Raw genomic sequence first — 26,554 nt, 5'->3', positions numbered from 1 at the left:
ATTAGCTCATTGCTGATTGCAGCTTTTTCATCGCTGTTTTTTCTAGCTGGCGAACACGCTCTGCAGAAACGTTATACTTTTCAGCAAGCTCTTGCAGTGTTGCTTTGTCGTCAGCTAACCAACGCGCACTTACGATGTCTTGTGAGCGCTCATCAAGGGTTTTTAACGCGCTGAATAAACGTGCATGAGACTGTTCTTGCCATTGCTGTTCTTCGATATCATCAGCAAGGTCAGCACTGCCATCTGTTAAATACTGTACTGGCGAGTATGTGCTTGTCGGTGCGTCGTCATTGTCGTCGCCCGTTAAGTCAAAGCCCATATCTTGACCACTCATACGTGATTCCATCTCACGTACTTCTTTTTCACTTACACCTAGCTCATTAGCAACGGTGCTAACCTCTGCTTGGTTAAACCAACCTAAACGCTTTTTGTTTTTACGTAGGTTGAAGAATAATTTACGTTGCGCTTTTGTTGTTGCAACTTTCACGATACGCCAGTTTTTAAGTACGTATTCATGAATTTCGGCTTTGATCCAGTGTACTGCGAATGAAACTAAGCGAACACCTACACTTGGGTCGAAACGTTTTACCGCTTTCATCAGACCAATGTTACCTTCCTGAATTAAATCAGCTTGCGGTAAGCCATAACCTGAATAGCTTTTCGCAATATGAGCAACAAAGCGTAGATGCGACATAATGAGTTGCTTCGCAGCTTCAAGATCACCTTCTTCCTGAAGACGTGTCGCCAACTGCTTTTCTTTCTCTGCATCAAGCATAGGAATAGTGCTAACCGCTTGAAGGTAGCCGTCCATACTTGCGCTCTGTTGACCTGCAGTAAGTGCCATTGCGTATAAATCTTTACTCATTTTTCACCTCAGTGATAAACATTTGAAACCATCTTAGCACTCTTTAAGCGAGAGTGCTAACTTCAATTAAAAACTTTTTTAAAGTTCAAATCAAGTGGTTTTTGTATCTATTTTTAGTCTACGCTAACACGCTGAATAAGCGATGAATTCTAGCTTGGAGTGATATTTTGATAAATTAACAGCGACTACTATTTATCGCTAAAAGAGCAGTGTAACAAAAAATTCATACCAATCGTGTTAAGTTACTGACCAATTATAGCGACAGATAAATGAAGTGATAACAAGGCATATATTTTGACATATAGTAGTTCTACATGAAAAATTTATAACGCAGTTAGCGCTTTATTTAGCTCGCTAGATTGGTTAAATACTTAAGTCGATTGGTATTACACTTTATCGGGTTCAATTTCTTTTATGTAGCGGTTAACTGATAGGTAAGAACCAACAAATCCTAAGCCTGTTGCAAGCGCGACTAAAATGCCAAACTCTGAGAGTGTTAAACCAATTAAGTCAAAGCTGGTTTCATAAACACCCGCAACATCACTTACAGCAGCACCAAGCCACCACATCATTAATGCAACACAAATAAAAGAGAACAAACCGCCAATAATACCGTACCAAATCCCTGTCCATAAAAATGGCGCATGAATAAAGGTGTTTGTCGCCCCTACTAACTTCATCACTTGAATTTCATCTTTCTTATCCATGATTGATAAGCGGATAGTATTACCAATGATCAGGGTGACGGAGGTTAATAATAGTAGAGCAATGGTGATCACGCTTTCTTTTAATAAACTTAAAAGTGCATTTAATCGCTCAAGCCAAGCAATATCGAGTTTACCAAAATCAACTTCTCTTTCGGCTTCAAGCTTTTGCAGTAATTGTTTTGCCGTATTTGGCTGACGGTATCGTGCTGTCGGTGTAACAATAACAACATCTGGTAACGGGTTCGCATCTAAATATTCAAGTGCTTGGCCAAATCCTGATACTTGTTTAAATTCAGTGAGGGCGTCGCCCTTTGAAACAAACTCCACTTTATCTACTTCAGGGTAGAGTGCTAAACGCTTAACCAAGGTTTGTGTTTGTTGCTCGCTCATAGTTTCTTTTACGAACAACGAAATCTCTGCAGCATCTTCAAAGCCAGTGCTTACTTGCGAGACATTTTTAACCACTAAATAAAGTGTCGCTGGCAGCGTTAAGCTTAATCCTAATACGGCAATGGTCATCAATGAAGCAAGAGGTGTTCGCCACATTTCACCTAAGCTATGCACACCTTGACGAATAAGATTAATAAAGAAGAAATAAGGCGCTGCTAAAAATGACTTTTTCTGACGTTCGTTTTGGCTGTTGCGGCTTTTAAACAATAAACTCATAGTGCCCCCTCAGCTAACGGATCGTCAATCATACGGCCATCTTTCAGTGTTAGGCTGCGATAACGCATACGCGCAATTAAGCCAATGTCATGGGTTGCAATCAGTACGGTTGTGCCATGATTATTAAAGTCTTCGAATAAACGTAATATGTCCATTGAAAGCTCAGGGTCTAAGTTACCGGTTGGCTCATCAGCTAATAGAATTGGCGGTGAATTGACGATAGCACGAGCAATACCAACACGCTGCTGCTCACCACCTGATAAGGTTGCTGGATTACACTTCGCTTTATCAAGTAACCCAACTTTATCAAGCGCACCGTGAACACGTTTAGCTATTTGCTTGTGGTGCGTGCCTTCAATAATTAAAGGTAAGGCAACATTATCAAACACAGAGTAACGTTCTAGTAAGCGGTGATTCTGAAAGATGATACCAATGTCGCGGCGCACATAAGGGATCTGGCGTGATTTAACCGCATTCAAATCAACACCATTAATAAGCACCTGCCCTGCCGATGGGCGCTCCATCAAGCTAATAAGCTTCAATAGGGTACTTTTACCTGCACCACTGTGCCCGGTTAAAAAGGCCAGTTCGCCAGGCTTGATATGAAAGCTGACTTTTTCAAGGGCACGATGGCCGCCTGGGTATGTTTTACTGACTTGCTGAAAATTTATCATTTTAGTTATCAATCATCTTGCAGCGAAAAAGGGAGCAAGCTCCCTTTAGTTAATTATGCGTCATCCTCGTCTTGGCTAAATAGTGCATCAATAAAGTCACTACTATTAAAGGTACGTAAATCATCAATACCTTCACCAACACCAATGTAACGAATTGGGATATTAAATTTATCTGCAACGGCGAAAATCACACCACCTTTAGCGGTACCATCTAGTTTAGATAAAGTAATGCCCGTTAAACCAACACATTCATTAAATAATTTAACTTGGCTAATTGCGTTTTGACCTGTACCTGCATCAATAGTTAACATAACTTCATGCGGTGCATCTGGGTCAATTTTCTTCATTACACGGGCAATTTTTTCAAGCTCTTGCATTAGGTTATCTTTATTTTGCAAGCGCCCTGCTGTATCGGCGATTAACACGTCAACATTACGGGCTTTTGCCGCCTGAAATGCATCAAAAACCACTGACGCACTGTCTGCACCTGTATGTTGAGCAATCACAGGAATGCTATTACGCTCACCCCATACTTGCAGCTGTTCAACCGCTGCAGCACGGAAGGTATCACCCGCAGCAAGCATCACTGACTTACCTTCGTTTTGGAACTGCTTCGCTAATTTACCAATCGTGGTGGTTTTACCTACACCATTTACACCCACCATTAAGATAACAAATGGCTTTTTCTCACCGCTTACAACCAACGGCTGCTCAGCGGTTTTAAGCATACTTGCCATTTCTTGCTTCATTAACTCGTATAAAGCATCGCCATCTTTTAACTGCTTACGATCGGCTGCATCGGTTAGGTTATCAATCAACTTCATTGTTGTATCAACACCTAAATCGGCTGTCAGTAATTGTGTTTCTAGTTCTTCAAATAACTCATCGTCAATTTTCTTACCGCTAAATATAGACGCAAAACCAGAACCGATATTAACGCGAGTTTTTAATAGACCTTTTTTAAGACGTGCAAAGAAACCTTCTTTCTTAGGTTTTTCAGCAGCTGCTTGAGCAGCTTTCTCTTGCTCTAAACGTTCCGCTTCCGCTTTTTCTGCCGCGATACGCTCTTGCTCTAAACGTTCCGCTTCTGCTTTCTCTGCCGCGATACGTTCTTGCTCTAAGCGCTCCGCTTGTGCTTTTTCAGCAGCAATGCGCTCTTGTTCTAAACGTTCCGCTTCTGCTTTTTCAGCAGCGATACGCTCTTGTTCTAAACGCTCAGCTTCTGCTTTTTCTGCCGCAATGCGTTCTTGTTCTAAACGTTCCGCTTCTGCTTTCTCTGCCGCAATACGCTCTTGTTCTAAACGCTCAGCTTCTGCTTTTTCTGCCGCAATGCGTTCTTGCTCTAAACGTTCCGCTTGTGCTTTCTCTGCCGCGATACGCTCTTGCTCTACACGTTCAGCTTCTGCCTTTTCTGCCGCGATACGTTCTTGCTCTAAACGTTCCGATTCTGCCTTTTCTGCAACAATGCGTTCTTGCTCTAGACGTTCAGCTTCTGCCTTTTCTGCCGCAATGCGTTCTTGTTCTAAACGCTCTGCCTCTGCCTTTTCTGCAGCAATTTGCTCGGCTTCACGCTGCGCCTGTTCTGCTGCAGCACGTTCTTGCTCTAATTTCATTGCTGCTTCTTGCTCAGCAAGACGAGCTTGTTGTTCTTGACGTTGTTGTTCTGCCGCTTGCTGCTCTTGAGCTAAACGCTCAGCTTCTGCTTTTTCTGCAGCAATGCGTTCTTGCTCTAAACGCTCCGCTTCTGCCTTTTCTGCCGCAATGCGTTCTTGTTCTATACGTTCCGCCTCAGCCTTTTCTGCAGCGATACGTTCTTGTTCTAAACGTTCAGCTTCTAGCTTTTCTGCAGTGATACGCTCTTGCTCTACACGTTCAGCTTCTGCCTTTTCTGCAGTGATACGCTCTTGCTCTAAACGTTCTGCTTCTAACTTTTCTGCAGCGATACGCTCTTGCTCTACACGTTCAGCTTCTGCCTTTTCTGCAGCAATACGCTCTTGCTCTAAACGTTCTGCTTCTAACTTTTCTGCAGCAATGCGTTCTTGTTCTAAACGTTCAGCTTCTGCCTTTTCGGCTTCAATTCGCTGTTGTTCTTCTATTTGCTTCTGGTTATCAGCCTCTTTTGCTGCTTGCTCTGCTTGTTGCTTATCTGATTTGCCAAAACCAAACCAAGACAGGAATTTACTTTTTTTTGCCATACTTGCTAATAACCACTTATAAAAATCTGATAAACTTACATGAATAATAGTTTGGTGACAGTTCAGCATTTTAGCCAAACATAAACAGGTACCATCTATCGCTAAGGTCGCAATACTATCACTTTTAGCGCAGTAGAAAAATGACACGCTAGCTATTGCATACAATATTATCTGAGCTAGGGGTCAGTTACCAATGATTAGTGAGTTAAATGAGAAAAAAATCAACAGCTAACCGCCAAGTGAAAGCAACGAACAATAAATCAGCAAATGGCTTTATTCGTATCATTAGCGGACAATTTCGAGGTAGGAAACTCCCTGTAAAAGATGTGCAAGGGTTACGTCCAACCACAGATCGCATTAAAGAAACGGTGTTTAACTGGCTAATGCAAGATACCCGAGGCGCAGCTGTTCTTGACTGCTTTGCCGGTTCTGGCGGCTTAGGGTTTGAAGCTTTATCTCGCTTTGCTCAACGCGCTACCTTTTTTGAGCTCGATAAAGGTGCCGCTATTCAGCTAAAAGAAAACATTAGCACGCTTAAATTAGATAATGCAGTGATTAAACAAGATAATAGCCTTTCTCTATTAGCTAATAATGCGCAAAACGAGCAATTTGATTTGGTTTTTGTTGACCCGCCATTTCGACAAAACTTAGCTGAAAAAACTTGTTTTTTACTCGAAGAAAATAACTGGTTAACTGCCCAAGCGCTAATATATGTTGAAGTCGAAAGCGAATTAAACAGCCTTGACATTCCAGATAACTGGATGCTTTTAAAAGAAAAAACCGCCGGACAAGTGATTTGCCGCTTATATCAGCGAGAGGTAAATTAACACTGTTTTGCAAACGTAGTTTCTGTTAATATTATCCTTTACATGTGGTGTTGCTTCGGATTACAATACCGCACCATTTTTGAACCACTTGATCGTTATTTGATCAACTTGAGCAACGCTCATTATTTAGGTAGGTGAATTTTTAATGCCAGTAATTAAAGTAAGAGAGAACGAACCGTTTGACGTAGCACTTCGTCGCTTCAAGCGTTCATGTGAAAAAGCAGGTATCCTTTCAGAAGTTCGTCGTCGCGAACACTATGAAAAACCAACAGCTGAGCGTAAGCGTAAAAAAGCTGCTGCAGTAAAGCGTCACATGAAGAAGCTTTCTCGCGATAACGCACGTCGCGTTAAATTATACTAATCAGTATTTGGTCTTGTATAAATGAGCCTTTTATTAACGCTAAAAGATGCGCAAAAAGATGCGATGAAGGCAAAAGACAAAGAACGTCTTAAGCCAATCCGCATGGTACTTGCAGCAATCAAGCAACGTGAAATTGACGAGCAAATTACACTTGATGATGACGGTATTACCGCTGTTCTAGTGAAGCTTGTAAAACAACGTCGCGATTCTTACACCCAGTACATTGATGCGGGTCGTGAAGATTTAGCTGAAATTGAAGCCAATGAGATTAAAGCACTTGAAGAATTCTTACCTCAACAACTGAGTGAAGAAGAAATCATTGCTCTTATTGACTCGGCTATTGCTGATACAAATGCAGCGGGTATGCAAGACATGGGTAAGGTAATGGGAGTTATCAAAAGCAAAGCTGAAGGTCGTGCCGATTTAGGTAAGATTTCTGGCTTAATCAAGCAACGATTAACTGCCTAACCCCCACATACAGATGTATGATTCAAGCAAACCGAGCCTAGTGCTCGGTTTCTTGCTTTTAGTCTTTCATAAACACAGTAATTGTGTTCAAATCTTATTTTAGAACGCAAAGATAGCGCAGGAAAAAACAACAGCTATGGCCGGAAAGATCCCTCGACAGTTTATTGATGATTTACTCGCCCGCACAGATATTGTTGAGTTAATTGATTCGAGAGTTGGCCTAAAAAAAGCAGGTAAAGACTACCAAGCCTGTTGCCCATTCCACAACGAAAAGTCACCCTCTTTTACCGTTTCTCAAGATAAACAGTTTTACCACTGCTTTGGTTGTGGTGCCAATGGCAATGCAATTTCATTTGTTATGGAATACGACAAATTAGAATTCGTTGATGCCATTGAAGAGTTAGCGAGTATGCTCAATTTAGACGTACCTCGTGAAAAAGGGGGCAGCTCAGGCCCACAACGTACAGCCGAACAAAAGCGCTCTGATTACGATTTAATGTTACACGCAGCACGCTTTTATCAGCATCAATTAAAGCATCATGCCAACTCGAAAACGGTTATCGACTATATCAAAGGTCGTGGCTTAAGCGGAGAAACAGCGAAAAAGTTCATGATTGGCTATGCCCCGAGCGAATGGGAAGCGCTATGCCAGCAACTTGGCCGCAATAAAGATCAAAAAGAGCAGCTCATTGAGCTAAAGCTTGCGTCTGAAAAATCGCCAGGTCGTCAATTTGACTTTTTCCGTGACCGACTCATGTTCCCTATTCGCGATAAACGTGGTCGAGTTATTGCGTTTGGTGGCCGAGTTATGCAGGCGGATCAAGGTCCTAAGTACCTTAACTCACCAGAAACCCGTATCTTCCACAAAGGCTTTGAGCTCTATGGATTATACGAAGCAAAGCAAGCTCACAAAAAGCTCGACCATATTTTAATTGTTGAAGGCTACATGGATGTCGTTGCTCTAGCCGAGCAAGGCATTGAATATGCTGTCGCAGCCCTTGGCACAGCCACCACTGCAGAGCATATGCACACGTTATTTAGAACCACAGATAAAGTGATTTGTTGTTACGATGGTGACCGCGCTGGTCGTGATGCAGCATGGCGAGCGCTTGAGAATGCGCTTCCTTATCTTGCAGATGGTAAATCATTGAAGTTCGTTTTTTTACCAGACGGTGAAGACCCTGATTCGCTAGTACAAAAAGAAGGTAAAGACGCTTTTGAAGCAAGATTAAATGAAGCAGATGATTTTACCAAGGTGCTGTTTAATAAGCTCAGCCAAGAGGTTGATCTCACTCAAGATGCAGGTAAAGCAAAACTACTCAGTGATGCCCTACCGCTAATTGAAAAAATCCCCAGTGATTTTTACCAAGAAAATATTTTGGAACATCTTGGCCGTTTAATTGGTCGTACGCGGGAGCAATTAAATAACCGCGTTAAATCGCCAAAACAGCAACATGCTATTGAACGAAAATTTAAAATCACACCGATGCGCCAAGCCATTGGGATTTTATTGCAACACCCTAATTTGGCGACCAGCATAGCCTATATGCCAGAATTAGCAGAAATGAAAATCGCGGGTATTGAATTATTTTTACGCATTCAGCATTTAGCCCTAGAGCGTGAAGGTGTCACCACCGCACAAATTTTAGAGTCATTTAGGGGTGGCGCTGAATATGACGCGCTAGTGAAGTTAGCAACTTGGCAGCACCAAATAAATGACGATCGTTTAGAGACGGTTTTTAAAAATACTTTTAAATTTATTGAAGACCAGTGTTTAAATTATCGACTAGAGACCCTATTAATAAAAGACAAAACCCAAGGCTTAAGCAGCGAAGAAAGGCTAGAATGCCACTTACTGACACAAGCGTTAAAAGGCAGCAACAGCTAGTCAGAATTGAATAATGCTGTTATACTGTGCTATTCACTGCGTCTAGTTAGTTTTCGTGTCGCTTAATTAATAAGCGAGCTGGCGCCTGTTGTATCAACTTTCAGAGTGGAAGAATAAATCTCTATGGATCCAACTCCTCAGTCACAATTAAAGCTTCTGATTCAAAAAGGTAAAGAGCAAGGTTATTTAACTTTTGCAGAAGTTAATGATCACCTTCCACAAGACATTATCGACTCAGATCAGGTAGAAGATATCATTAGCATGATTAATGACATGGGTATCCAGGTAAGCGAAAGCGCACCTGATGCTGATGAATTAATGATGCAAGAAACAACGACAGACGAAGACGCAGCAGAAGCCGCGGCCGCTGCACTTGCGACTGTAGAAAAAGAGATCGGTCGAACAACTGACCCTGTCCGTATGTATATGCGTGAAATGGGTACTGTTGAACTTCTTACACGTGAAGGCGAAATCGTAATCGCTAAACGTATTGAGGAAGGTATTAACCAAGTACAGATTTCTGTTGCTGAATACCCAGAAGCAATCACTTATCTACTAGAGCAATGGGACAAATTTGAAGCTGAAGAAATGCGCTTAAGCGACATTATTTCAGGTTTCTTTGATCCTAATAATGAAGACGAATCACAAATTTCTGCTACTCATATCGGTTCAGAGTTAAACGAAGAACAGCTTGACGACGAAGACGACGAAGCTGATGACGAAGACGAAGATGAAGATGGCGATGATGATAGTGACGGTGATGGCGACGGCGATACAGGCCCTGATCCTGAAGAAGCCCGCATTCACTTTGAAAACTTACGTAACCTTTATAATAAAGCACGTGATACATTCGAAGAGAAAGGTCGCTCACACCCTGATTCACTAGCAGCTATTGCAGAAATCGGCGAACTATTTAAAACATTTAAATTAGTGCCAAAACAGTTTGACCGCATGGTAAACAACATGCGCGATATGATGGACCGCGTTCGCGTTCAAGAACGTATCATCATGAAGCAAGCTGTACAAATTGCGAAGTTACCGAAAAAGAACTTCATCAAGCATTTTGCTAACAACGAAACAGATTCAAGCTGGATTGACCTTGAAATTGCTGCAAACGAGAAATACTCAGTAGCACTTGAAGAAGTTAAGCCAGAGATCATTCGTTGTATTAATAAGTTATGTGCAATTGAAGAAAGCACAGGTCTTAGCATCGAGCGTATTAAAGACATCAACCGTCGTATGAGTATCGGTGAAGCGAAAGCTCGTCGTGCGAAAAAAGAAATGGTTGAAGCGAACTTACGTCTTGTAATTTCGATTGCGAAAAAATACACCAACCGTGGTTTACAATTCTTAGACCTTATCCAAGAGGGTAACATTGGTCTAATGAAAGCGGTTGATAAGTTCGAATACCGCCGTGGTTATAAGTTCTCAACTTATGCGACATGGTGGATCCGTCAAGCAATCACGCGTTCGATTGCTGACCAAGCACGTACCATCCGTATTCCTGTGCACATGATTGAGACGATCAACAAGTTAAACCGTATCTCTCGTCAAATGCTACAAGAGATGGGTCGTGAGCCGAGCCCAGAAGAATTAGCTGAGCGTATGTTAATGCCTGAAGACAAGATCCGTAAGGTACTTAAAATCGCAAAAGAGCCAATTTCAATGGAAACACCAATCGGTGATGATGAAGATTCGCACTTAGGTGACTTCATTGAAGATACCACTATCGACTCACCTATTGATTCTGCAACAATGGAATCATTACGTGGCGCTACAAACGACGTATTAGCAGGCTTAACAGCCCGTGAAGCTAAAGTATTACGTATGCGTTTCGGTATCGATATGAACACTGACCATACATTAGAAGAAGTAGGTAAACAGTTTGACGTAACACGTGAGCGTATTCGTCAAATCGAAGCGAAAGCGTTACGTAAATTACGTCACCCTTCTCGTTCTGACTTACTGAAAAGCTTCTTAGATGCTAAGTAATTTAGTATCGCGTTATTAACTAAAAGGCCGCTGTTGCGGCCTTTTTTCTATTCGAGAGATATTCATGGCTTGGATCCAAATTCGCATCAATGCAAACGCTGACAACGCAGAATTAATCAGCGACTTATTAATGGACACTGGCAGTGCGTCAGTAACCTATGTTGACGCCAAAGATACCCCAATTTATGAGCCAAAGCTTGGTACTGTTCAACTATGGGCTGATACCACTGTGATTGGCCTTTATGACGCAAACCACGATATGGACAGCGTTGTAGAGACACTTAAAGCTGAAGCAACACTTGCCGATCAGCTTGTTTATAAAATTGAACAGCTAGAAGATAAAGATTGGGAACGTGAATGGATGGATAACTTCCACCCAATTCAATTCGGTGAGCGCTTATGGATCTGCCCAAGCTGGCGTGATATTCCCGATCCTAATGCTGTTAATGTATTGCTTGATCCGGGCCTTGCTTTTGGCACCGGTACCCATGCAACGACTGCACTTTGTTTAAAATGGCTCGAAAGCCAAGATTTAACAGGTAAAACCGTGGTCGACTTTGGTTGTGGCTCGGGTATTTTAGGAATAGCAGCGATCAAACTAGGCGCTGAGCGTATGATTGGTATCGATATTGATCCTCAAGCTCTTGAAGCTAGCCGAGATAACGCGCAGCGTAATGGCGTTGCAGATAAACTAGAAGTCTATTTACCAGAAGATCAGCCTGAGTTTACGGCTGATATTGTCGTGGCGAATATTCTTGCGCAACCGCTTCGCGAACTACATGAAGTGATCTTAGGTCTTTTAAAACCGAATGGTAAAATTGCCATGTCGGGTATTTTAGAAGAACAAGCTCAGTCTGTAGCCGACGTTTATGCGCCATTTTTAGCGCTTGATGAGATTGCAGTTGAAGGTGAATGGACCCGAGTCAGTGGTACTAAGCACGCTTAACAGCTAAAGAGTATTTACTCTAATCTAATAGGTAAAGCCAGTATTTAACAGGCTTTACCTTATTTTTACAGTTAGTAGATTCTCACTTTTCAAACAGCAAAAATATTTTTGTTCAAATATCAAACAAATCAACCTTTCCGTCAAACTGTTATCAAATGTCAATACAAAAAGGGCAAAAAAAAGTCACTTTTGTTCAATTTATAGCCTTTGATTTTTGCAAAAAAAACCGTAAACTTAGCGCCCCTTGAAAAGAGGCCTATTGAATAACGTGCGTATCGGTTCATACCAACTTGAGAACAACGTAATTGTCGCGCCAATGGCAGGCATTACAGACAGACCATTTAGACAACTTTGCCGTCGCTTAGGTGCAGGCCTAGCTGTTTCTGAAATGCTCTCGTCAAACCCGAAAGTATGGAAAACCGAAAAATCGATGAACCGTATGGATCACAGCGGTGAGTCGGGAATTCGCTCGGTGCAAATCGCCGGAGCCGATCCTGACCTTATGGCGCAGGCAGCACAATTCAATGTCAGCAATGGTGCACAGATCATAGATATTAATATGGGGTGCCCTGCTAAAAAAGTGAATAAGAAACTCGCAGGCTCTGCCTTATTACAGTTTCCTGAATTAGTACAAGAGATACTCGATGCCGTTGTAAACGCTGTTGATGTCCCTGTCACTTTAAAAATCCGTACTGGATGGGATCAGGATAACCGTAATGGTGTCGAGATTGCGAGAATTGCTGAACGTTATGGCATTGCCTCACTGGCGGTACATGGGCGAACGCGCGCATGTATGTATAAAGGTGAAGCAGAATACGCCACGATTAGGGAAATAAAACGTTCAGTGTCTATCCCTGTAGTTGCCAATGGTGATATTACTTCACCAGAAAAAGCAAAGCAGGTTTTGGATTATACGGGTGCAGATGCCATTATGATTGGTCGAGCCGCCCAAGGTCGCCCTTGGATTTTTAGGGAGATAGACCACTATTTGCGAACTGGAGAACATTTGCCAGCACCTGAAATTGCAGAGGTGCGTAGCATTTTGATGGAGCATTTAGACAATCTTCATCAGTTTTACGGGGAGCCAATGGGAGCGCGTATCGCTCGAAAGCATGTATCTTGGTATTTGCAAACCCATGACAGTGACGGTCAGTTTAGGCGAGTATTTAATGCGTTAGATAACCCACAGGCACAAGTCGACGCATTAGAAGAATACTTTAAAACACTAGCAGCTAACTAAGAAAGAAAGAGACATATAACGATGTTCGAACAAAACGTGACTTCTCCATTTATCACAAACCCTCATGTACAGTCACACGAGAAACCACAGCCGTTGCGTGATGCAGTGAAAAAAGCTGTTCATCACTACTTAAAGCAACTTAATGGTCAAGACGTACAAGACGTGTACGACCTTGTTCTTTCTGAGCTAGAAGCACCATTACTTGAAGAAGTAATGACGTACACACGTGGTAACCAAACTCGTGCTGCAATCTTACTAGGTATCAACCGTGGTACTTTACGTAAAAAGCTTAAAAAATACGGCATGAACTAATACCCGTTATATTGAATCCGTAATCATTCTAACGAGCTATCGTTATAATTGCTTACAGCTTCATAGTAACTGGTAATAAGTTATTGAAAAAAGCACCTTAAGGTGCTTTTTTTATAGCTGTTAAAAACTATGCAAAATCCTCACGCTTTAAACGTCGTTTTTTAAAGCATATTCAGTTAAAATACCGCCTTTCTAAGCTAGCTCAAACATTGAGGTAATCAAAACTACAATGGATACACATCGTCCAATTCGTCGCGCACTATTAAGTGTGTCAGATAAAACCGGTATCGTTGAATTTGCTCGCGCTCTTGAAGCACAAGGCGTGGATATTTTATCAACTGGCGGTACTTGCAAATTACTTGCTGATAACGGCATCAAAGTCACTGAAGTATCTGACCATACTGGTCACCCTGAGATCATGGATGGTCGCGTAAAAACACTTCATCCAAAAATTCACGGCGGCATCCTAGCGCGTCGCGGTCAAGATGAAGACGTAATGAGCGAGAATAACATCTCTGCTATCGATATCGTTGTAGTTAACTTATACCCCTTCGCAAACACTGTTGCGAAAGAAGACTGCAGCCTAGAAGATGCGATTGAAAACATTGATATCGGTGGCCCAACTATGGTTCGCGCTGCGGCGAAAAACCATAAAGACGTGACTATCGTGGTAAATGCAAAAGATTACGACCGTGTAATCAGCGAAATGCAAAGCAACAACGGCTCAACAACGTATAAAACACGTTTTGATCTAGCTATCGCAGCTTACGAGCACACAGCTCAGTACGATGGCATGATTGCAAACTACTTCGGCAAAATGGTTCCTGACTACACAGAAGAAGCTGCTGAAGAGACTAAATTCCCACGCACTATCAACATGCAGTTCACTAAAAAGCAAGATATGCGCTACGGTGAGAACTCACACCAAGACGCTGCTTTTTATGTTGAAAACGACTTAACTGAAGCATCTGTTGCGACTGCGGTTCAACTGCAAGGTAAAGCTCTTTCTTACAACAACATTGCTGACACTGACGCAGCATTAGAGTGTGTAAAAGAATTCGACGTACCAGCGTGTGTTATCGTAAAACATGCGAACCCTTGTGGTGTGTCAATTGGTGACAACATTCTTGAAGCCTATGATCGTGCATTCAAAACTGACCCTACATCAGCATTTGGTGGCATCATCGCATTCAACAAAGAGCTTGATGCAGACACAGCTGAAGCAATTGTTTCTCGTCAATTCGTTGAAGTTATCATTGCACCTAAAGTATCTGAAGCAGCTGCACAAATCGTATCTGCTAAGCAAAACGTTCGTTTATTAGAATGTGGTGAATGGACGGGTAATGCAACAGGTCACGACATCAAGCGTGTTAATGGCGGTATTCTAGTTCAAGACCGCGACCTAGGCATGGTAACGCAAGGCGACCTTAAAGTTGTATCTAAGCGTCAACCAACTGAGCAAGAATTAAAAGATTTATTATTCTGCTGGAAAGTAGCTAAATTCGTTAAGTCTAACGCGATTGTTTATGCACGTGATGGTATGACGATTGGTGTAGGCGCAGGTCAAATGAGCCGCGTTTACTCAGCTAAAATTGCAGGTATCAAAGCCGCTGACGAAAACCTTGAAGTAAAAGGTTCAGTTATGGCATCGGATGCATTCTTCCCATTCCGTGACGGTATTGATGCAGCTGCAGAAGCTGGCATCACCGCTGTTATTCAACCAGGTGGTTCAATGCGCGATGAAGAAGTTATCGCTGCAGCTGACGAAGCTGGTATGGCAATGGTATTTACAGGTATGCGCCATTTCCGCCACTAATCACATAAAGGGTTAAGCAAATAGCTTAACCCTTTTTGTTTGCCACAAATTCACGTATTCTGATTAATAATAATAATTACCCATATAATGAAGGAACAGATGATGAAATTTGCCGTTAAGTCGTTACTTGTTGCAGGCCTCGCACTGACATCAGCACAGGCTTTAAGCCATGGCCATGAATCAGCGCTTACACAAGCCGTGCAATCAAGCGAACGTGATGCTAAAAATAGCGCACGTGATCAATATCGCCATCCAGTTGAGACACTTGAGTTCTTTGGCTTCAAGCCAAGCATGACCGTTGTTGAAATTGCACCGGGCGGTGGTTGGTACAGTGAAATCCTTGCACCGGCTGTTAAAGGCCATGGTGTTTACTACGCGGCACATTTCCCTGCTGATTCTGACGTGGGTTATTACCAACGTTCATTAGCTGGTTTTAAGAAAAAGATGAGCGATGACGCACGCTTCAGTGAAGTAAAACTGACTGAGTTTGCGCCAGTGACGCATCTTGATATTGCACCAGCGGGTAGCGCAGATCTTGTCTTAACATTTAGAAATGTACACAACTGGTACATGGGTAAAGATAAAGAAGGCGCGTTAAGTGCGTTTAAAGCATTTTATAAAGCACTTAAACCTGGCGGCACTTTAGGTGTGGTTGAACACCGCCTACCTGAAGCGCGCAGTGATGAAGATCAGAAATCATCAGGTTATATGAAGCAAAGCTATGTAGTTGATATTGCAAAGCAAGCTGGCTTTGAACTGGTGGCAAGCAGTGACATTAATGCAAACCCACTTGATACAGCAGATCACCCTAAAGGGGTGTGGACACTACCACCAAGCCTTCGTTTAGGCGAGCAAGATGCCGCGAAGTATAAAGCAATTGGTGAAAGTGATCGTATGACGCTGAAGTTTAAAAAACCGCTATAAATAGGATTATACGCCATGAATGTACTTGTCATCGGCAGTGGCGGCCGCGAACACGCTCTTGCGTTTAAGGCTGCACAAAATACTAAAGTAAACACCGTTTTCGTCGCACCAGGTAACGCAGGTACTGCACTTGAGCCAAAACTAGAAAACGTTGCTATCAATGTTGAAGACCTAGCAGGTTTAGTTACTTTTGCTAAAGAAAACAACGTTGAATTAACCATTGTTGGTCCAGAAGTACCGCTTGTTTTAGGTGTAGTTGATACATTCCGTGAAAACGGTCTAGCTATCTTTGGCCCAACAGCAGGTGCTGCACAGCTAGAAGGCTCGAAGTCATTCACTAAAGACTTCTTAGCACGTCACGACATTCCAACAGCTGATTACCAAACGTTTGAACAAATCGACCCTGCACTGGCTTACCTAAAAGAAAAAGGTGCGCCAATTGTTGTTAAAGCTGATGGCTTAGCAGCTGGTAAAGGCGTTATCGTTGCGATGACAGAGCTTGAAGCTGAAGAAGCTATCCGCGATATGCTTGCAGGCAACAGCTTCGGTGAAGCGGGTAGCCGTGTAGTTATCGAAGAGTTCTTAGAAGGTGAAGAAGCTTCTTTCATCGTGATGGTTGATGGCAAGAACGTACTGCCATTTGCAACCAGCCAAGACCACAAACGCGCTTACAATGGTGACCAAGGTCCAAACACTGGCGGCATGGGTGCATACTCACCGGCACCAGTAGTGACTGATGAAATTCACCAACGTATTATGAACGAAGTGATCTACCCAACGGTTGAAGGCATGGCAAAAGAAGGCCACCCTTACACTGGTTTCTTATACGCAGGTTTAATGATCACCGCTGATGGCACGCCAAAAGTAATCGAATACAACTGTCGTTTTGGCGACCCTGAAACACAACCTATGATGCTTCGTCTTAAGTCTGATCTTGTTGAACTTATCGAAGCGGCTAACCGTGAAGAACTAGATAAAACAGCAATCGAGTTCGACCCACGTGCAGCAGTCGGTGTTGTATTAGCAGCTAAAGGCTACCCAGATAGCTACCCGAAAGGTGACACTATCAATGGCTTGCAAGTTACTTACCCTGAAGGTGAGAAAGTATTCCACGCAGGGACTAAGCAAGACGGCGACAACGTAGTAACAGCTGGCGGTCGTGTACTGTGTGCTACGGCACTTGGCAACACAGTAACTGAAGCGCAGCAACGTGCTTATAAACTGGTTGATCAAATCAGCTGGGAAGGCATGGAATATCGTACTGATATCGCTTACCGTGCTATTGCTCGCGAACAGAATTAAGGTCAAACCAGTCTAATTCTGAAAAAAGCGCAGTTTATCTGCGCTTTTTTAATGCTACACTGTTAAGAACATTTACCTAGATAAAGAACTAATTTTGAATAATAAAGCACTGAAATATAACTTTGTTTCATTTCTTATTCTGACAATTTTGTTTTTTATCATTGCTACCCTAGCTGCACATTTAGCCAGCCCTACCCGCTACACCATAGATAAAACAGCCCCCATCTACAGTAATACGGCGTATCGAATTGATACCAGTAAAGCGCTGACTCTCGAGCAGTTTTTAGCAGAGCCAGACAAGCTTAAACATCGCCCTTTTAAAGATGTTGAATGGGATTTAGCGGCGCAAGATTATTGGTTAAAGCTTGATTTAGAAAACCGCCAAGCAAAACCTGTGGAGCTGGCAATTCACTTTGATAACCCTATGGTTGATTACCTTAGCGTTTATCATGTTGATGATAAGGGGCAGCTTATAGATACAACCGAGTTGGGTGATAAAGTATCTGGTCTTAGTTTGTTTCAGTACAGTACACCGCACAGCATGCTTACAATGCAGGGCTATGAACAAACATCCCTCATTATAAAAATAGATACAGTTGGGATTAGCAAAACACCTATTAATATTTATGGTGAAAAAGAGTTTCAAGACCTACTACGTTCGCAATCAGGAATTTGGGGGATCTTCATTGGTGTGCTGATCATGGCAGCTCTGTATAACTTGGTATTATTTTTAGGGATCCGTGACCGCGTCTACCTTATTTATATAGGCTACATCATCTCAGCACTGCTACTTATGGGCTCAGTGCTCGGCTTTGGTTTTTATTTATGGCCGTTATCGTGGCAAATCTTTTTTAATGAGCAAGTGGTCTTCAGTAACTATGCGATTGCATTTTTCACCGTCGCGTTCTGCACCATGTTCTTACGCTACCATAAAGATAATTGTCGCCTATACAAGCTCAGTATCAGCTTTTTAGCCCTGCTGTTTAGTCTCAGTCTTATCAGCTTTTTTATGCTGGAATACCATTCTTCAAAAATCTTTTTTGCCATCATGGTGCCGTTATACATTTTATGTATTTGCATGATTTACAAAAAGTTGGTGAGCGGTTTTCGGTGGGCAAAGTTTTATGTCATGTCGTGGGTGCCACTGATTGTAGGCGCAGCCATTCAGCCGTTAGAACTTACAGGCTTTATTCCCTACAGCTTTGCCGTGAGGCACATATTTTTAGTCGCCATTCTCTGTGAGATTGTGCTCATGGCAATGGCGCTGGCAGACCGCGTTCGTTATCAACGTGAAAAAGCGCTGTATCATGCAACCCATACTCAACAGACTGAGCTACTTAACCAAGCAATGCTCAAACAAGCCTATATGGCAATTACCTCGGAGCAAAGACTTGCTAACCTTTGCTTAGTGAAAATCGAGCAATTTAATGCCCTAATGAGTATTCTAAAGCCAAGCCAAAGCAGCCAAATAATTATCACTGTTGCCCAATCGCTAGAGCACCAAATTAATAAGAATAGGCAATTTATTAATTTAGAATCGGCGTTAGATAACAGTCCAAAAATAGCTGACTTAGGCAATGGTGTACTGGCTTTTATTTCTACCAAAATTCAATCACAAGCAGAGCTACACCAAGAACTTAGCAACTTATGCAAACAGCTGCCTAAGCAATATAAAGTGGCAGGCTTAGACCTGCAGCTTTACTACCGCCATAGCATTACCGAACCGGTGAGTGATGATGGCTTTGATATTTGGCTACAACGTGGCTACTTAGGTCTGTCACAAAAGCAGCAAAACATCGACTTTAACACACCGCATATCGATATGGATGTCAGCCTTGCCGCCGAGTTACAACAAGCAATGCGAAGCAATACCTTAGCCATTTACTTACAGCCCATTATCAATTTACGCAGCGGTGCTATCTGTGGCGCAGAGGCATTGTTACGCTGGCCTACAGCAGGGAAATACCTGGATATTGAGCAACTCATTTTATTGGCTGAACGTACTGGTTTAATTAACGAGTTGAGCTTATGGGTGATTGATCAGGCTTGCCTAGCCGCTGCCCAGCTTAATCGACAAGGCTATCGCGACCATACCATTAGCGTTAATTTAAGTGCCAAGAATCTCGCGATCCCTAAGCTTGTCGAAAAGGTCGAAAACACCATTTTAAAACATGGCATTACTGCGAGTCAGTTAAAGTTTGAGTTAACTGAGTTTGCGCTTATAAAAAACCATGATGAAATGGTTAGCTTTATCAGCGAACTTAATAAACTCGGTAGCAAGGTGGTACTCGATGATTTTGGTACTGGTTACTCGTCGTTAAACTACTTGGTAAATTATTCATTTAGCACGATTAAAGTCGATAAGAGCTTTATTCTGGATTTAGTGAATAACACCACCAACCAAGTGGTAGTAAAAACGGCCATTGATATGGCCCATAACCTTGATATGAATATCACCATCGAAGGCATTGAAGACCAAGAAACAGAAAAAATGCTGATCAAGATGGGCGCAGATCAAGGGCAAGGCTATTATTACAGCAAAGCGGTGCCGATTAATGAGTATCTAAGCTTTATTGCCTCACAATTTAAATAGGCCGTGTTACACTGCCTTTTTTAACATCTTTAGGGGCCATGTAAAGATGCAAGGTACGATCAGAAAATTAAAGTCGACACTGACCTCTCCTGTCGAATATCAATTACCTATCGGTGATGAGCTAGTTTCATTAAATGACTATATTGGTAAGCCGCTCACGCTGACTTTCACCGGCAATATTTTTTGCTGTAACTGTGGTAAGAAAACCAAGAAAAGCTACTCTCAAGGTCACTGTTTTGTTTGTATGCGTAAACTGGCTAGCTGTGACATGTGTATCATGAAACCTGAAACGTGCCATTTTGATAAGGGCACCTGTCGTGAGCCACAGTGGGGTGAAGAAAACTGCATGATCCCGCATTACGTGTATTTAGCCAACACTTCAGGCCTAAAAGTAGGTATTACCCGCCATACTCAAATTCCTACACGCTGGATTGACCAAGGTGCGACGCAAGCTTTACCTATCTTCAAAGTACAAACCCGTCTTCAATCGGGTTTAGTTGAGGTTGCCTTAGCCGAGTTTATTGCTGATAAAACCAATTGGCGAAACATGCTAAAAGGCCAATCTGAAGCGATTGATTTAAAAGCCGCTGCCAGAGAGTTGATCCCACAAATTGATGCTAAGCTGAGTGAGCTTGCAGAGCTATTTGGCGCAACAGCCATTGAAAAGCTCGATGAAGAGGTGGTTGAGCTAGACTACCCAGTAAGTGAATACCCAAGCAAAATCAGCTCTTTTAATTTTGATAAAGCACCAGAAGTATCAGGTATTTTAAAAGGCATTAAGGGCCAGTACTTAATTTTTGATACTGGCGTCATTAATATTCGTAAGTTTACTTCTTACGAAATTAGCCTAGCTTAAGCACTTGTTTCGGTATTAAGATAAAAGTCATACCATTGCTGCTTCGCTATTGGACGGCAAAAGTAATAGCCTTGAATGGTATCGCAGTTAAGTGAACGTAAGTAATTTAACTGCTCTACCTTCTCTACCCCTTCTGCGACAACATGGATACTCAAGCTTTTTGCCAGGCTAATAATCGCCGTGACAATTTCACTATTGCCGTATTCATCGGGCACTTTTGCGATAAAGCTGGCATCTATTTTTAACGTATCAATTGGCAGTTTGGTTAAGTAACTTAAAGCCGAATAGCCCGTTCCAAAGTCATCTAACGTAATATGCACACCTAGTTTTTTAAGCGCGAGTAGCTCTTGCTTAGCCTCACTAAAGTGGCTGATAAAACAGCTTTCAGTTAGCTCTACTTCAAGCTTGTGTGGGTCTACATTGTAACGCTCAAGTAAGCGCTCAACATTTGATGCTAGTTGCCCCTGACGTAAGTGATTAGCCGAAATATTAATTGCTAAGCGCCCTGCTTCAATGCCTTGTTGCTGCCATTTTTCTAACTCTTTACAGGCCTGCTCGATGACCCATAAATCAAGTTTCACAATTAGGCCTAGCTCTTCAGCAAGAGGGATAAACTTAGCAGGTGAAATCACTCCAAGGTTTGGCTCATGCCAACGTAACAGTGCCTCTACTCCTAAAATTTTGCCTGAATTTAATTGCTGCTTAGGTTGGAAATAAAGCTCAAACTCATCGCTTTCGATGGCGCTTTGTAATCGGCTCATCATAGCCAATCGCTCTAAAGAGCGTGCATTCATCGCCGGTTTGAATAATTGAAATGAATTACGGCCCACCTCCTTAGCACGGTACATAGCAATATCAGCATGCTTAAGCAGTGTAGCGCTATCTACGCCATCATCAGGGTAAACCGCCGCGCCAATAGAGGCTGTAATCGCAACCACGTGCTCGTTAATAGCAAGCGGCATACTCACTTGCTGCAAGACTTGCTCGGCAAAGTTTAGAAGTGTTTCAACCCGATTTACTTCGCATAGAAGAACAAACTCATCGCCACCTAAGCGTGCAAGAGTATCCCCTTCAGGTAGAATTGATAAAATACGCTCTGCCACTTGCTGCAATAAGTTATCACCAGCGTCATGCCCTAAGCTGTCGTTCACCTCTTTGAAGCGGTCTAAGTCGATAAACATCACCGCTAATAGATCGTGGTTTCGCTTGGCGGTGCTAAGAGCAATTGAGAGTCTGTCATGAAATAAGCGGCGATTAGGCAGGCCTGTTAGCTCATCGTAATAGGCGAGCTGGGCAATTTTTTCTTCTGCACGTTTGCGCTCTGTAATATCGCTAAAAATTGCCGCATAAAGTACTTCATCAAAGTTAGGATCTTTTATTTGAATAATGGTGAGCCACTCAACATACTCTTCACCATCTTTTTTGCAATTGCAGATCTCTCCTTGCCAGACCCCTTCGTATTCAATGGCATGCCACATTTTTTGATAAAACGAGCGACTATGTTTTGTAGAGCTTAAAATATTGGGGCGCTTACCAATTACTTCATGCTCGGCAAAGCCGGTCAGTTTAGTAAAAGCAGGGTTAACTTGAATAATCGTGCCGTCTTTACGGGTTAGCATGATGCCATCGAGTGAAGCATCAATAATTTTATTTGCCAAAAACAAGTTACGTTGTGACTTTTGCAAAGCAATATCACGCTGCTCAATTGCCCGCTCAAGTTCGCAGCAATAAGCTGATTCAATCTCAGTGATCAAATCAGCAAATGAAATCACCCCGCAAATTTCATCATCTCTGACCACCAAATGACGCACATTACGCTCTGTCATAGTGCGATACGCATCAAATAAACTGCTTTCACAATCAATTTCAATGAGCGGGTAGCTAGCATATTGCCAACAAGGATTTAGCCACTCGGTTTGAATGATCAGCTCAACAATATCACGCTGAGTAATAATACCGTGCAGTTCAAGCTCTTGGTTATAAACCAGTACACTATCAAGGCGGCCTGCCCGCATCAGTTGCACAACCTCTTCTATCGGTGTTTGCGCATCAACTATCTTTAGGTCAGTGCGATACTGCTCATGAATAGGCCGAAATTGTAGGTAGTGGTCCAAACCTTGGTTATGCACAATATCTGAAAGGTTTAACATACCTGCAGGCTGGTTCTCGCTATCCATCACCAATAAATGGCGAATGCCATGCTGTTGAAAACGCAAGGTTGCATCACTGACTGAGCATTGATTTGGCACCGTAATAACAGGCGCTGACATGACCTCGTGAATGGCTAGGTTTTTATAAAGCGGGCTACTGATGTCAATTTTCAAACAATCAGCTTCCGTCCAAATCCCAACCACGGATTGCTCATGCTTGATAAAAATCGCCGTCACATTGTGAACATGCATCAACCTCACCGCATCGACCAAAGGCGTATGCGCAGGACACGATACCAGCTTTTGCGAAAAGACATCACTGACCTTTTGATGTCGTCTTGGTTGATTCATAAGTCGACTTTCCTAGTTCTTACATGAATTGGCAATTATAATCATTTCAACCTTGGCAACTTTGACACAGGACAATAAATGCACTCATCATTTCCTAAGATTATCTTTTCTGCTCATGAAATAGCATTAGTAGAAGATGAAGCCGATATAGAAAGCTTTGTATATGGTTTGAGTGAAGAGCAGCAGCAAGAAGCTATCTTGCTTTTAACAACAGGGCAGTATGTCAACTTGCAGGGAGAAAGCGTGAAAGCGTTAAGTGACGTTGAACTTGCGAATAGAGTGACAGAATATCTAGCACAAGAAGGAGTGTGCTGCTTAAGTAAGGTTACTCGGCTTGCACCACCGCAAGCCTTTGCGATGCTGGTAGATTAAGGGGCATCCACCAGCGCTTTAATGTGCGCAACGGCACTGCGACCAAGGGCTGATAAAGCATAGCCCCCTTCAAGATAAGAGATAATCCCCTTGCAATCTTGTTGCTGACAAAACTCTGCTAGCTGTGTGGTTAGCCATGCGTAATCGTCTTCAACAAACTTCAAGCTTGCCATGTCATCTTCAAGATGAGCATCAAACCCGGCGCTAATAAACAATAGTTCAGGTTTAAATTCATTGAGTTTTGGCAACCACTGCTCAAGATAAACAGCTTTTAAGTCATTACCATCACTGGCAATTGGCAGCGGTGAGTTCACTAACGTCGCGTTATTTTCAACGGCGGTATTTGGGTAAAACGGGTGTTGAAACAAAGAGCAAAACAACACAGTGTCATCATCTAAAAAGATATCTTGTGTGCCGTTGCCATGGTGTACATCAAAGTCCAAAATAGCGATGCGTTTTACACCTTTGCTTTGCGCGTACTTCACGGCAATGGCTAGGTTATTAAAAACGCAAAATCCTGCAGAGGTACTGCGGTTTGCATGATGTCCTGGTGGTCTAACAGAACAAAACGCGGCATCCAGCTTATCATCAAGGATTTCATCAACGGCGAGTAATCCAGCGCCAACGGCTCGTTCAATCGCTTTCATTGAATCTGGGCACAGCCATGTGTCGCCGTCTAATTCAGCAAGCCCTTCAGCGGGAATTGTTTGCTCTACATGACTAACCAAAGATTCATCATGAGCACGTAAAAAATCGTCGCGGCTGGCTTTAGGAGCTTGTAAGTGAGTAATTGCCACATCAACACCACTTGCTAGCAAGCGGTCGGTGATCACATCTAAACGCGCGGGGCATTCGGGGTGATCCTCAATCATTTTATGTTTACGACAAAATGGATGTGAGATAACTGCCGTTCTCATAATACGCTCCTTGAATTATTTTTCCCCAGTATAACAAAGCCACCTAACGGTGGCTTTGCGACTTTGGTTTACTTTTTAGCGCGTAAATCTAAATTTCTAAAGTCAAAACTAAAGTCTGTGACCGCCGTTGAGACAGCGCGCATTTTCGCACTACTCACTCGGTTATCAGGGCTCATTTGAAACTCAATGTAAGCATCGGCTTCAAGTAACTTTTCATCCCACTTAACAATGAACGTATTGCCTGTGTAATGCTCAAGCTGACCTTTCAAACGCTTTGTATGTGTAAAATCAATACGTAGCTGGCCATTTAACTCTTCAATAACCACATCACCATACCAGTTATCGTGCAGCGTGCCTGTGTAGTTGATGTTCGGCAATTTTGGTTGATAATCCGCAGGTGTTTCTGGTTTTGCGTTTGCGTAAGCTTCTTTTTTACCTTCAAAGTGCTTTTTAGCAAGATCTTCAACCCAGTCTTTATCTTCAAGATCTAATGCATCTTCGAGCACTTCATAGGTCACTGCAGAGAGCGCGCTGAATGCTTGCTGGTTACTCAGAATAACAATACCAAGGTTTTTCTCAGGTACTAAAGTCACTTGAGACACCATACCTAAGATACCACCACCGTGGCCTAGCTTTTTAATGCCGTGGAAATCTTCAATGCTCCAACCTAAACCATAACCTCTAAATTGTTGGTGGTAAGCTTCATAAGCACTTTTTGATGCCATTGAGGTAATGTGCGGATGCCACATTTGTTGCTGCTGCTTTTCAGTGAATAACTGCTGGCCATTTGGCATTTTGCCATGAGCAAGCTGCGTGCGTAGCCATTGGCTCATGTCGCTCACGCTTGATGCAATCGCACCAGCGCCACGAAAATCTTCAAGGTAGTTCACAAAAAATGGATGAAGTTGGCCATCCATTGGAATATGACCTGTCGCCCAGTTTTTATTGCTACTAGGAATACGTGAAAAACCTGCACGTGAGTTTTTCATATCAAGTGGCTGAAGAATATTCTTCTCGATGTAATCATTCCAGCTCATGCCTGAAACACGGGCTACTACCTCACCGGCTGTTACAAACATTAAGTTGTTATACGCGTATTTACTGCGAAAGCTACTCGCTGGTTTTAAGTATTTTAGACCTGCGATGATTTCCTCAATTGATTTGTCAGTATCAGGCCAAATCATTAAGTCGCCTTGTCCTAACCCCAAACCGCTACGGTGGCTTAGTAAATCGCGAATGGTCATTTCACGCGTGACATAAGGGTCATAAAGACGAAACTCTGGTAGATGATCAATCACTTTGTCATCCCAACTCAGCTTACCTTCATCAATTAATTTAGCTAACGCTGCTGCGGTGAATGCTTTGGTGTTTGACGCGATACCGAATAAGGTGTCTTTATTTACTTTTTTACCCGTATCAAGGTTTGCGATACCAAAGCCTTTAGCTAATACGACTTTATCATTTTCAACAATCGCCACTGCCATACCCGGCACATCAAAACGTGCCATTGAAGTTTCGATTACTTTTTCAATTTTCTTACTATCGATATCAGCATAACTGTAAAACGAACAGCTTGATAACAGCGCCGCGGCAACGGCTAATTTACGAAATGTCATAATGTCCCTTGGTGATTTTTATTGTTGTGAATAGCGAACTCTCTCGCTGCTCGGGTTTTATCTGGATCATCGCAACTTGGTCTTGCGAGTATTGCTTCACTGTAATGATTTGGTACACCTGCTTCAAGCGCTCCGCGATGAACATGCTGAAGATACCAGTCGAATGGCAGTAAAGACTCATCTAAGGTGTTAGCAATATAACAATGGGCAGCAAGTTGCTCGCCATCAATGAGTTCAACTGTAATATCCACACAGTCATAACGCGGCCCTTCAATGTCATCTAGAATCGACTTTTCAGCTTCGTTTAACTGATACACCACGCCATACACTAAGGCATCTGCCTGATCTGTTTTGCGCACGCTACACTTTGCAGAGCCGTCGGTACTTACCATATCAAACGTCAGCTCATAGCCTTTTAAAATAGCTGTGCCTACCCGCTTTGCTTCAGGCAACCTTGCCAGCAATCTGCTCGATGACATATTAGAACCAAATGAAAAGTTATATAGCGCCATACTT

At 42.6% G+C, this 26,554-nt stretch carries 22 protein-coding genes; 14 read left to right on the top strand and 8 right to left on the bottom strand.

Annotation, left to right across the window (positions count from 1 at the left end; genetic code table 11):
* Position 1: 1 nt before the first annotated feature.
* The 4 genes from rpoH to ftsY form a co-directional block, all read right to left on the bottom strand.
* Positions 2–865, bottom strand: a complete 864-nt coding sequence (gene rpoH / locus NH153_RS09105) for an RNA polymerase sigma factor RpoH (RefSeq protein WP_054551048.1) — start codon at positions 863–865, stop codon at positions 2–4.
* 386 nt (positions 866–1,251) lie between these two features.
* Positions 1,252–2,238 carry a permease-like cell division protein FtsX gene (ftsX, locus tag NH153_RS09100; protein ID WP_063703040.1) on the bottom strand — a complete coding sequence of 329 codons (987 nt, stop codon included), beginning with the start codon at positions 2,236–2,238 and terminating at the stop codon, positions 1,252–1,254.
* Positions 2,235–2,912, bottom strand: a complete 678-nt coding sequence (gene ftsE, locus NH153_RS09095; protein WP_054560978.1) for a cell division ATP-binding protein FtsE — start codon at positions 2,910–2,912, stop codon at positions 2,235–2,237. The genes ftsX and ftsE overlap by 4 nt, the downstream gene beginning before the upstream one ends.
* A 53-nt stretch (positions 2,913–2,965) precedes the next feature.
* Entirely contained in the window at positions 2,966–5,107 is a 2,142-nt protein-coding gene (ftsY, locus tag NH153_RS09090) for a signal recognition particle-docking protein FtsY (RefSeq protein WP_082874032.1), read from the bottom strand.
* 209 nt (positions 5,108–5,316) lie between these two features.
* On the opposite strand from ftsY, the gene rsmD reads away from it, so the two are divergent.
* From rsmD to NH153_RS09025, 13 genes are all read left to right on the top strand, one after another.
* The gene (gene rsmD, locus NH153_RS09085; RefSeq protein ID WP_063703038.1) at positions 5,317–5,934 is read left to right on the top strand and encodes a 16S rRNA (guanine(966)-N(2))-methyltransferase RsmD; all 618 of its coding nucleotides are present in this window, start codon (positions 5,317–5,319) and stop codon (positions 5,932–5,934) included.
* Between the two features lie 145 nt (positions 5,935–6,079).
* Positions 6,080–6,295, top strand: coding sequence for a 30S ribosomal protein S21 (gene rpsU, locus NH153_RS09080; protein WP_002957797.1), 216 nt, complete (start codon positions 6,080–6,082; stop codon positions 6,293–6,295).
* Between the two features lie 21 nt (positions 6,296–6,316).
* Positions 6,317–6,763 carry a GatB/YqeY domain-containing protein gene (locus tag NH153_RS09075; protein ID WP_062568695.1) on the top strand — a complete coding sequence of 149 codons (447 nt, stop codon included), beginning with the start codon at positions 6,317–6,319 and terminating at the stop codon, positions 6,761–6,763.
* 136 nt (positions 6,764–6,899) lie between these two features.
* Entirely contained in the window at positions 6,900–8,651 is a 1,752-nt protein-coding gene (gene dnaG / locus NH153_RS09070; RefSeq protein ID WP_063703036.1) for a DNA primase, read from the top strand.
* 123 nt (positions 8,652–8,774) lie between these two features.
* Positions 8,775–10,643, top strand: a complete 1,869-nt coding sequence (gene rpoD / locus NH153_RS09065; RefSeq protein WP_063703034.1) for an RNA polymerase sigma factor RpoD — start codon at positions 8,775–8,777, stop codon at positions 10,641–10,643.
* A gap of 64 nt (positions 10,644–10,707) precedes the next feature.
* Positions 10,708–11,589 (top strand): 50S ribosomal protein L11 methyltransferase, encoded by an 882-nt coding sequence (prmA, locus tag NH153_RS09060; protein ID WP_063703032.1) that lies wholly within the window; start codon positions 10,708–10,710, stop codon positions 11,587–11,589.
* A gap of 268 nt (positions 11,590–11,857) precedes the next feature.
* A complete protein-coding gene (dusB, locus tag NH153_RS09055) occupies positions 11,858–12,829 on the top strand; it encodes a tRNA dihydrouridine synthase DusB (protein WP_205630229.1) in 972 nt (323 codons plus the stop codon).
* Between the two features lie 21 nt (positions 12,830–12,850).
* On the top strand, positions 12,851–13,141 hold the full coding sequence (fis, locus tag NH153_RS09050) for a DNA-binding transcriptional regulator Fis (protein WP_002957804.1): 291 nt from the start codon (positions 12,851–12,853) through the stop codon (positions 13,139–13,141).
* Between the two features lie 229 nt (positions 13,142–13,370).
* On the top strand, positions 13,371–14,957 hold the full coding sequence (gene purH / locus NH153_RS09045; protein WP_063703027.1) for a bifunctional phosphoribosylaminoimidazolecarboxamide formyltransferase/IMP cyclohydrolase: 1,587 nt from the start codon (positions 13,371–13,373) through the stop codon (positions 14,955–14,957).
* Positions 14,958–15,059: 102 nt separating this feature from the next.
* On the top strand, positions 15,060–15,881 hold the full coding sequence (locus tag NH153_RS09040) for a class I SAM-dependent methyltransferase (RefSeq protein WP_063703025.1): 822 nt from the start codon (positions 15,060–15,062) through the stop codon (positions 15,879–15,881).
* A 15-nt stretch (positions 15,882–15,896) separates the two neighbouring features.
* The gene (purD, locus tag NH153_RS09035) at positions 15,897–17,183 is read left to right on the top strand and encodes a phosphoribosylamine--glycine ligase (RefSeq protein ID WP_063703023.1); all 1,287 of its coding nucleotides are present in this window, start codon (positions 15,897–15,899) and stop codon (positions 17,181–17,183) included.
* Positions 17,184–17,277: 94 nt separating this feature from the next.
* Positions 17,278–19,776 (top strand): EAL domain-containing protein, encoded by a 2,499-nt coding sequence (locus NH153_RS09030; protein WP_063703021.1) that lies wholly within the window; start codon positions 17,278–17,280, stop codon positions 19,774–19,776.
* Positions 19,777–19,822: 46 nt separating this feature from the next.
* Positions 19,823–20,632, top strand: coding sequence for a DUF2797 domain-containing protein (locus NH153_RS09025; RefSeq protein WP_063703019.1), 810 nt, complete (start codon positions 19,823–19,825; stop codon positions 20,630–20,632).
* Here NH153_RS09025 and NH153_RS09020 read toward each other — a convergent pair.
* Positions 20,629–23,133, bottom strand: a complete 2,505-nt coding sequence (locus tag NH153_RS09020; RefSeq protein ID WP_063703017.1) for an EAL domain-containing protein — start codon at positions 23,131–23,133, stop codon at positions 20,629–20,631. The genes NH153_RS09025 and NH153_RS09020 overlap by 4 nt on opposite strands.
* 78 nt (positions 23,134–23,211) lie before the next feature.
* On the opposite strand from NH153_RS09020, the gene NH153_RS09015 reads away from it, so the two are divergent.
* Complete coding sequence (locus NH153_RS09015) at positions 23,212–23,505, top strand: hypothetical protein (RefSeq protein ID WP_063703015.1); 294 nt, start codon at positions 23,212–23,214, stop codon at positions 23,503–23,505.
* On the opposite strand, the gene NH153_RS09010 is transcribed toward NH153_RS09015, so the two are convergent.
* From NH153_RS09010 to NH153_RS09000, 3 genes are all read right to left on the bottom strand, one after another.
* Positions 23,502–24,422, bottom strand: a complete 921-nt coding sequence (locus NH153_RS09010; protein WP_063703013.1) for a histone deacetylase family protein — start codon at positions 24,420–24,422, stop codon at positions 23,502–23,504. The two genes, NH153_RS09015 and NH153_RS09010, sit on opposite strands and share 4 nt — an antisense overlap.
* A 68-nt stretch (positions 24,423–24,490) precedes the next feature.
* A complete protein-coding gene (locus NH153_RS09005) occupies positions 24,491–26,038 on the bottom strand; it encodes a serine hydrolase (RefSeq protein ID WP_063703012.1) in 1,548 nt (515 codons plus the stop codon).
* Positions 26,035–26,550: a gamma-glutamylcyclotransferase family protein gene (locus NH153_RS09000; protein ID WP_063703010.1), complete on the bottom strand. Its 516-nt coding sequence runs from the start codon at positions 26,548–26,550 to the stop codon at positions 26,035–26,037. Before NH153_RS09000 ends, NH153_RS09005 begins: the two co-directional genes overlap by 4 nt.
* Between the last annotated feature and the right edge of the window lie 4 nt (positions 26,551–26,554).

The sequence above is a fragment of the Pseudoalteromonas gelatinilytica genome (genome assembly GCF_001641615.1).
Taxonomy (GTDB): domain Bacteria; phylum Pseudomonadota; class Gammaproteobacteria; order Enterobacterales; family Alteromonadaceae; genus Pseudoalteromonas; species Pseudoalteromonas gelatinilytica.
This window is presented reverse-complemented; position numbering and strand designations above follow the sequence as displayed.

What these genes read in the sequence shown, in the direction of transcription:
- rpoH (WP_054551048.1), bottom strand. Translation starts at nt 865, where the DNA reads ATGAGTAAAGATTTATACGCAATGGCACTTACTGCAGGTCAACAGAGC.
- ftsX (WP_063703040.1), bottom strand. Translation starts at nt 2,238, where the DNA reads ATGAGTTTATTGTTTAAAAGCCGCAACAGCCAAAACGAACGTCAGAAA.
- ftsE (WP_054560978.1), bottom strand. Translation starts at nt 2,912, where the DNA reads ATGATAAATTTTCAGCAAGTCAGTAAAACATACCCAGGCGGCCATCGT.
- ftsY (WP_082874032.1), bottom strand. Translation starts at nt 5,107, where the DNA reads ATGGCAAAAAAAAGTAAATTCCTGTCTTGGTTTGGTTTTGGCAAATCA.
- rsmD (WP_063703038.1), top strand. Translation starts at nt 5,317, where the DNA reads ATGAGAAAAAAATCAACAGCTAACCGCCAAGTGAAAGCAACGAACAAT.
- rpsU (WP_002957797.1), top strand. Translation starts at nt 6,080, where the DNA reads ATGCCAGTAATTAAAGTAAGAGAGAACGAACCGTTTGACGTAGCACTT.
- NH153_RS09075 (WP_062568695.1), top strand. Translation starts at nt 6,317, where the DNA reads ATGAGCCTTTTATTAACGCTAAAAGATGCGCAAAAAGATGCGATGAAG.
- dnaG (WP_063703036.1), top strand. Translation starts at nt 6,900, where the DNA reads ATGGCCGGAAAGATCCCTCGACAGTTTATTGATGATTTACTCGCCCGC.
- rpoD (WP_063703034.1), top strand. Translation starts at nt 8,775, where the DNA reads ATGGATCCAACTCCTCAGTCACAATTAAAGCTTCTGATTCAAAAAGGT.
- prmA (WP_063703032.1), top strand. Translation starts at nt 10,708, where the DNA reads ATGGCTTGGATCCAAATTCGCATCAATGCAAACGCTGACAACGCAGAA.
- fis (WP_002957804.1), top strand. Translation starts at nt 12,851, where the DNA reads ATGTTCGAACAAAACGTGACTTCTCCATTTATCACAAACCCTCATGTA.
- purH (WP_063703027.1), top strand. Translation starts at nt 13,371, where the DNA reads ATGGATACACATCGTCCAATTCGTCGCGCACTATTAAGTGTGTCAGAT.
- NH153_RS09040 (WP_063703025.1), top strand. Translation starts at nt 15,060, where the DNA reads ATGAAATTTGCCGTTAAGTCGTTACTTGTTGCAGGCCTCGCACTGACA.
- purD (WP_063703023.1), top strand. Translation starts at nt 15,897, where the DNA reads ATGAATGTACTTGTCATCGGCAGTGGCGGCCGCGAACACGCTCTTGCG.
- NH153_RS09025 (WP_063703019.1), top strand. Translation starts at nt 19,823, where the DNA reads ATGCAAGGTACGATCAGAAAATTAAAGTCGACACTGACCTCTCCTGTC.
- NH153_RS09020 (WP_063703017.1), bottom strand. Translation starts at nt 23,133, where the DNA reads ATGAATCAACCAAGACGACATCAAAAGGTCAGTGATGTCTTTTCGCAA.
- NH153_RS09015 (WP_063703015.1), top strand. Translation starts at nt 23,212, where the DNA reads ATGCACTCATCATTTCCTAAGATTATCTTTTCTGCTCATGAAATAGCA.
- NH153_RS09010 (WP_063703013.1), bottom strand. Translation starts at nt 24,422, where the DNA reads ATGAGAACGGCAGTTATCTCACATCCATTTTGTCGTAAACATAAAATG.
- NH153_RS09005 (WP_063703012.1), bottom strand. Translation starts at nt 26,038, where the DNA reads ATGACATTTCGTAAATTAGCCGTTGCCGCGGCGCTGTTATCAAGCTGT.
- NH153_RS09000 (WP_063703010.1), bottom strand. Translation starts at nt 26,550, where the DNA reads ATGGCGCTATATAACTTTTCATTTGGTTCTAATATGTCATCGAGCAGA.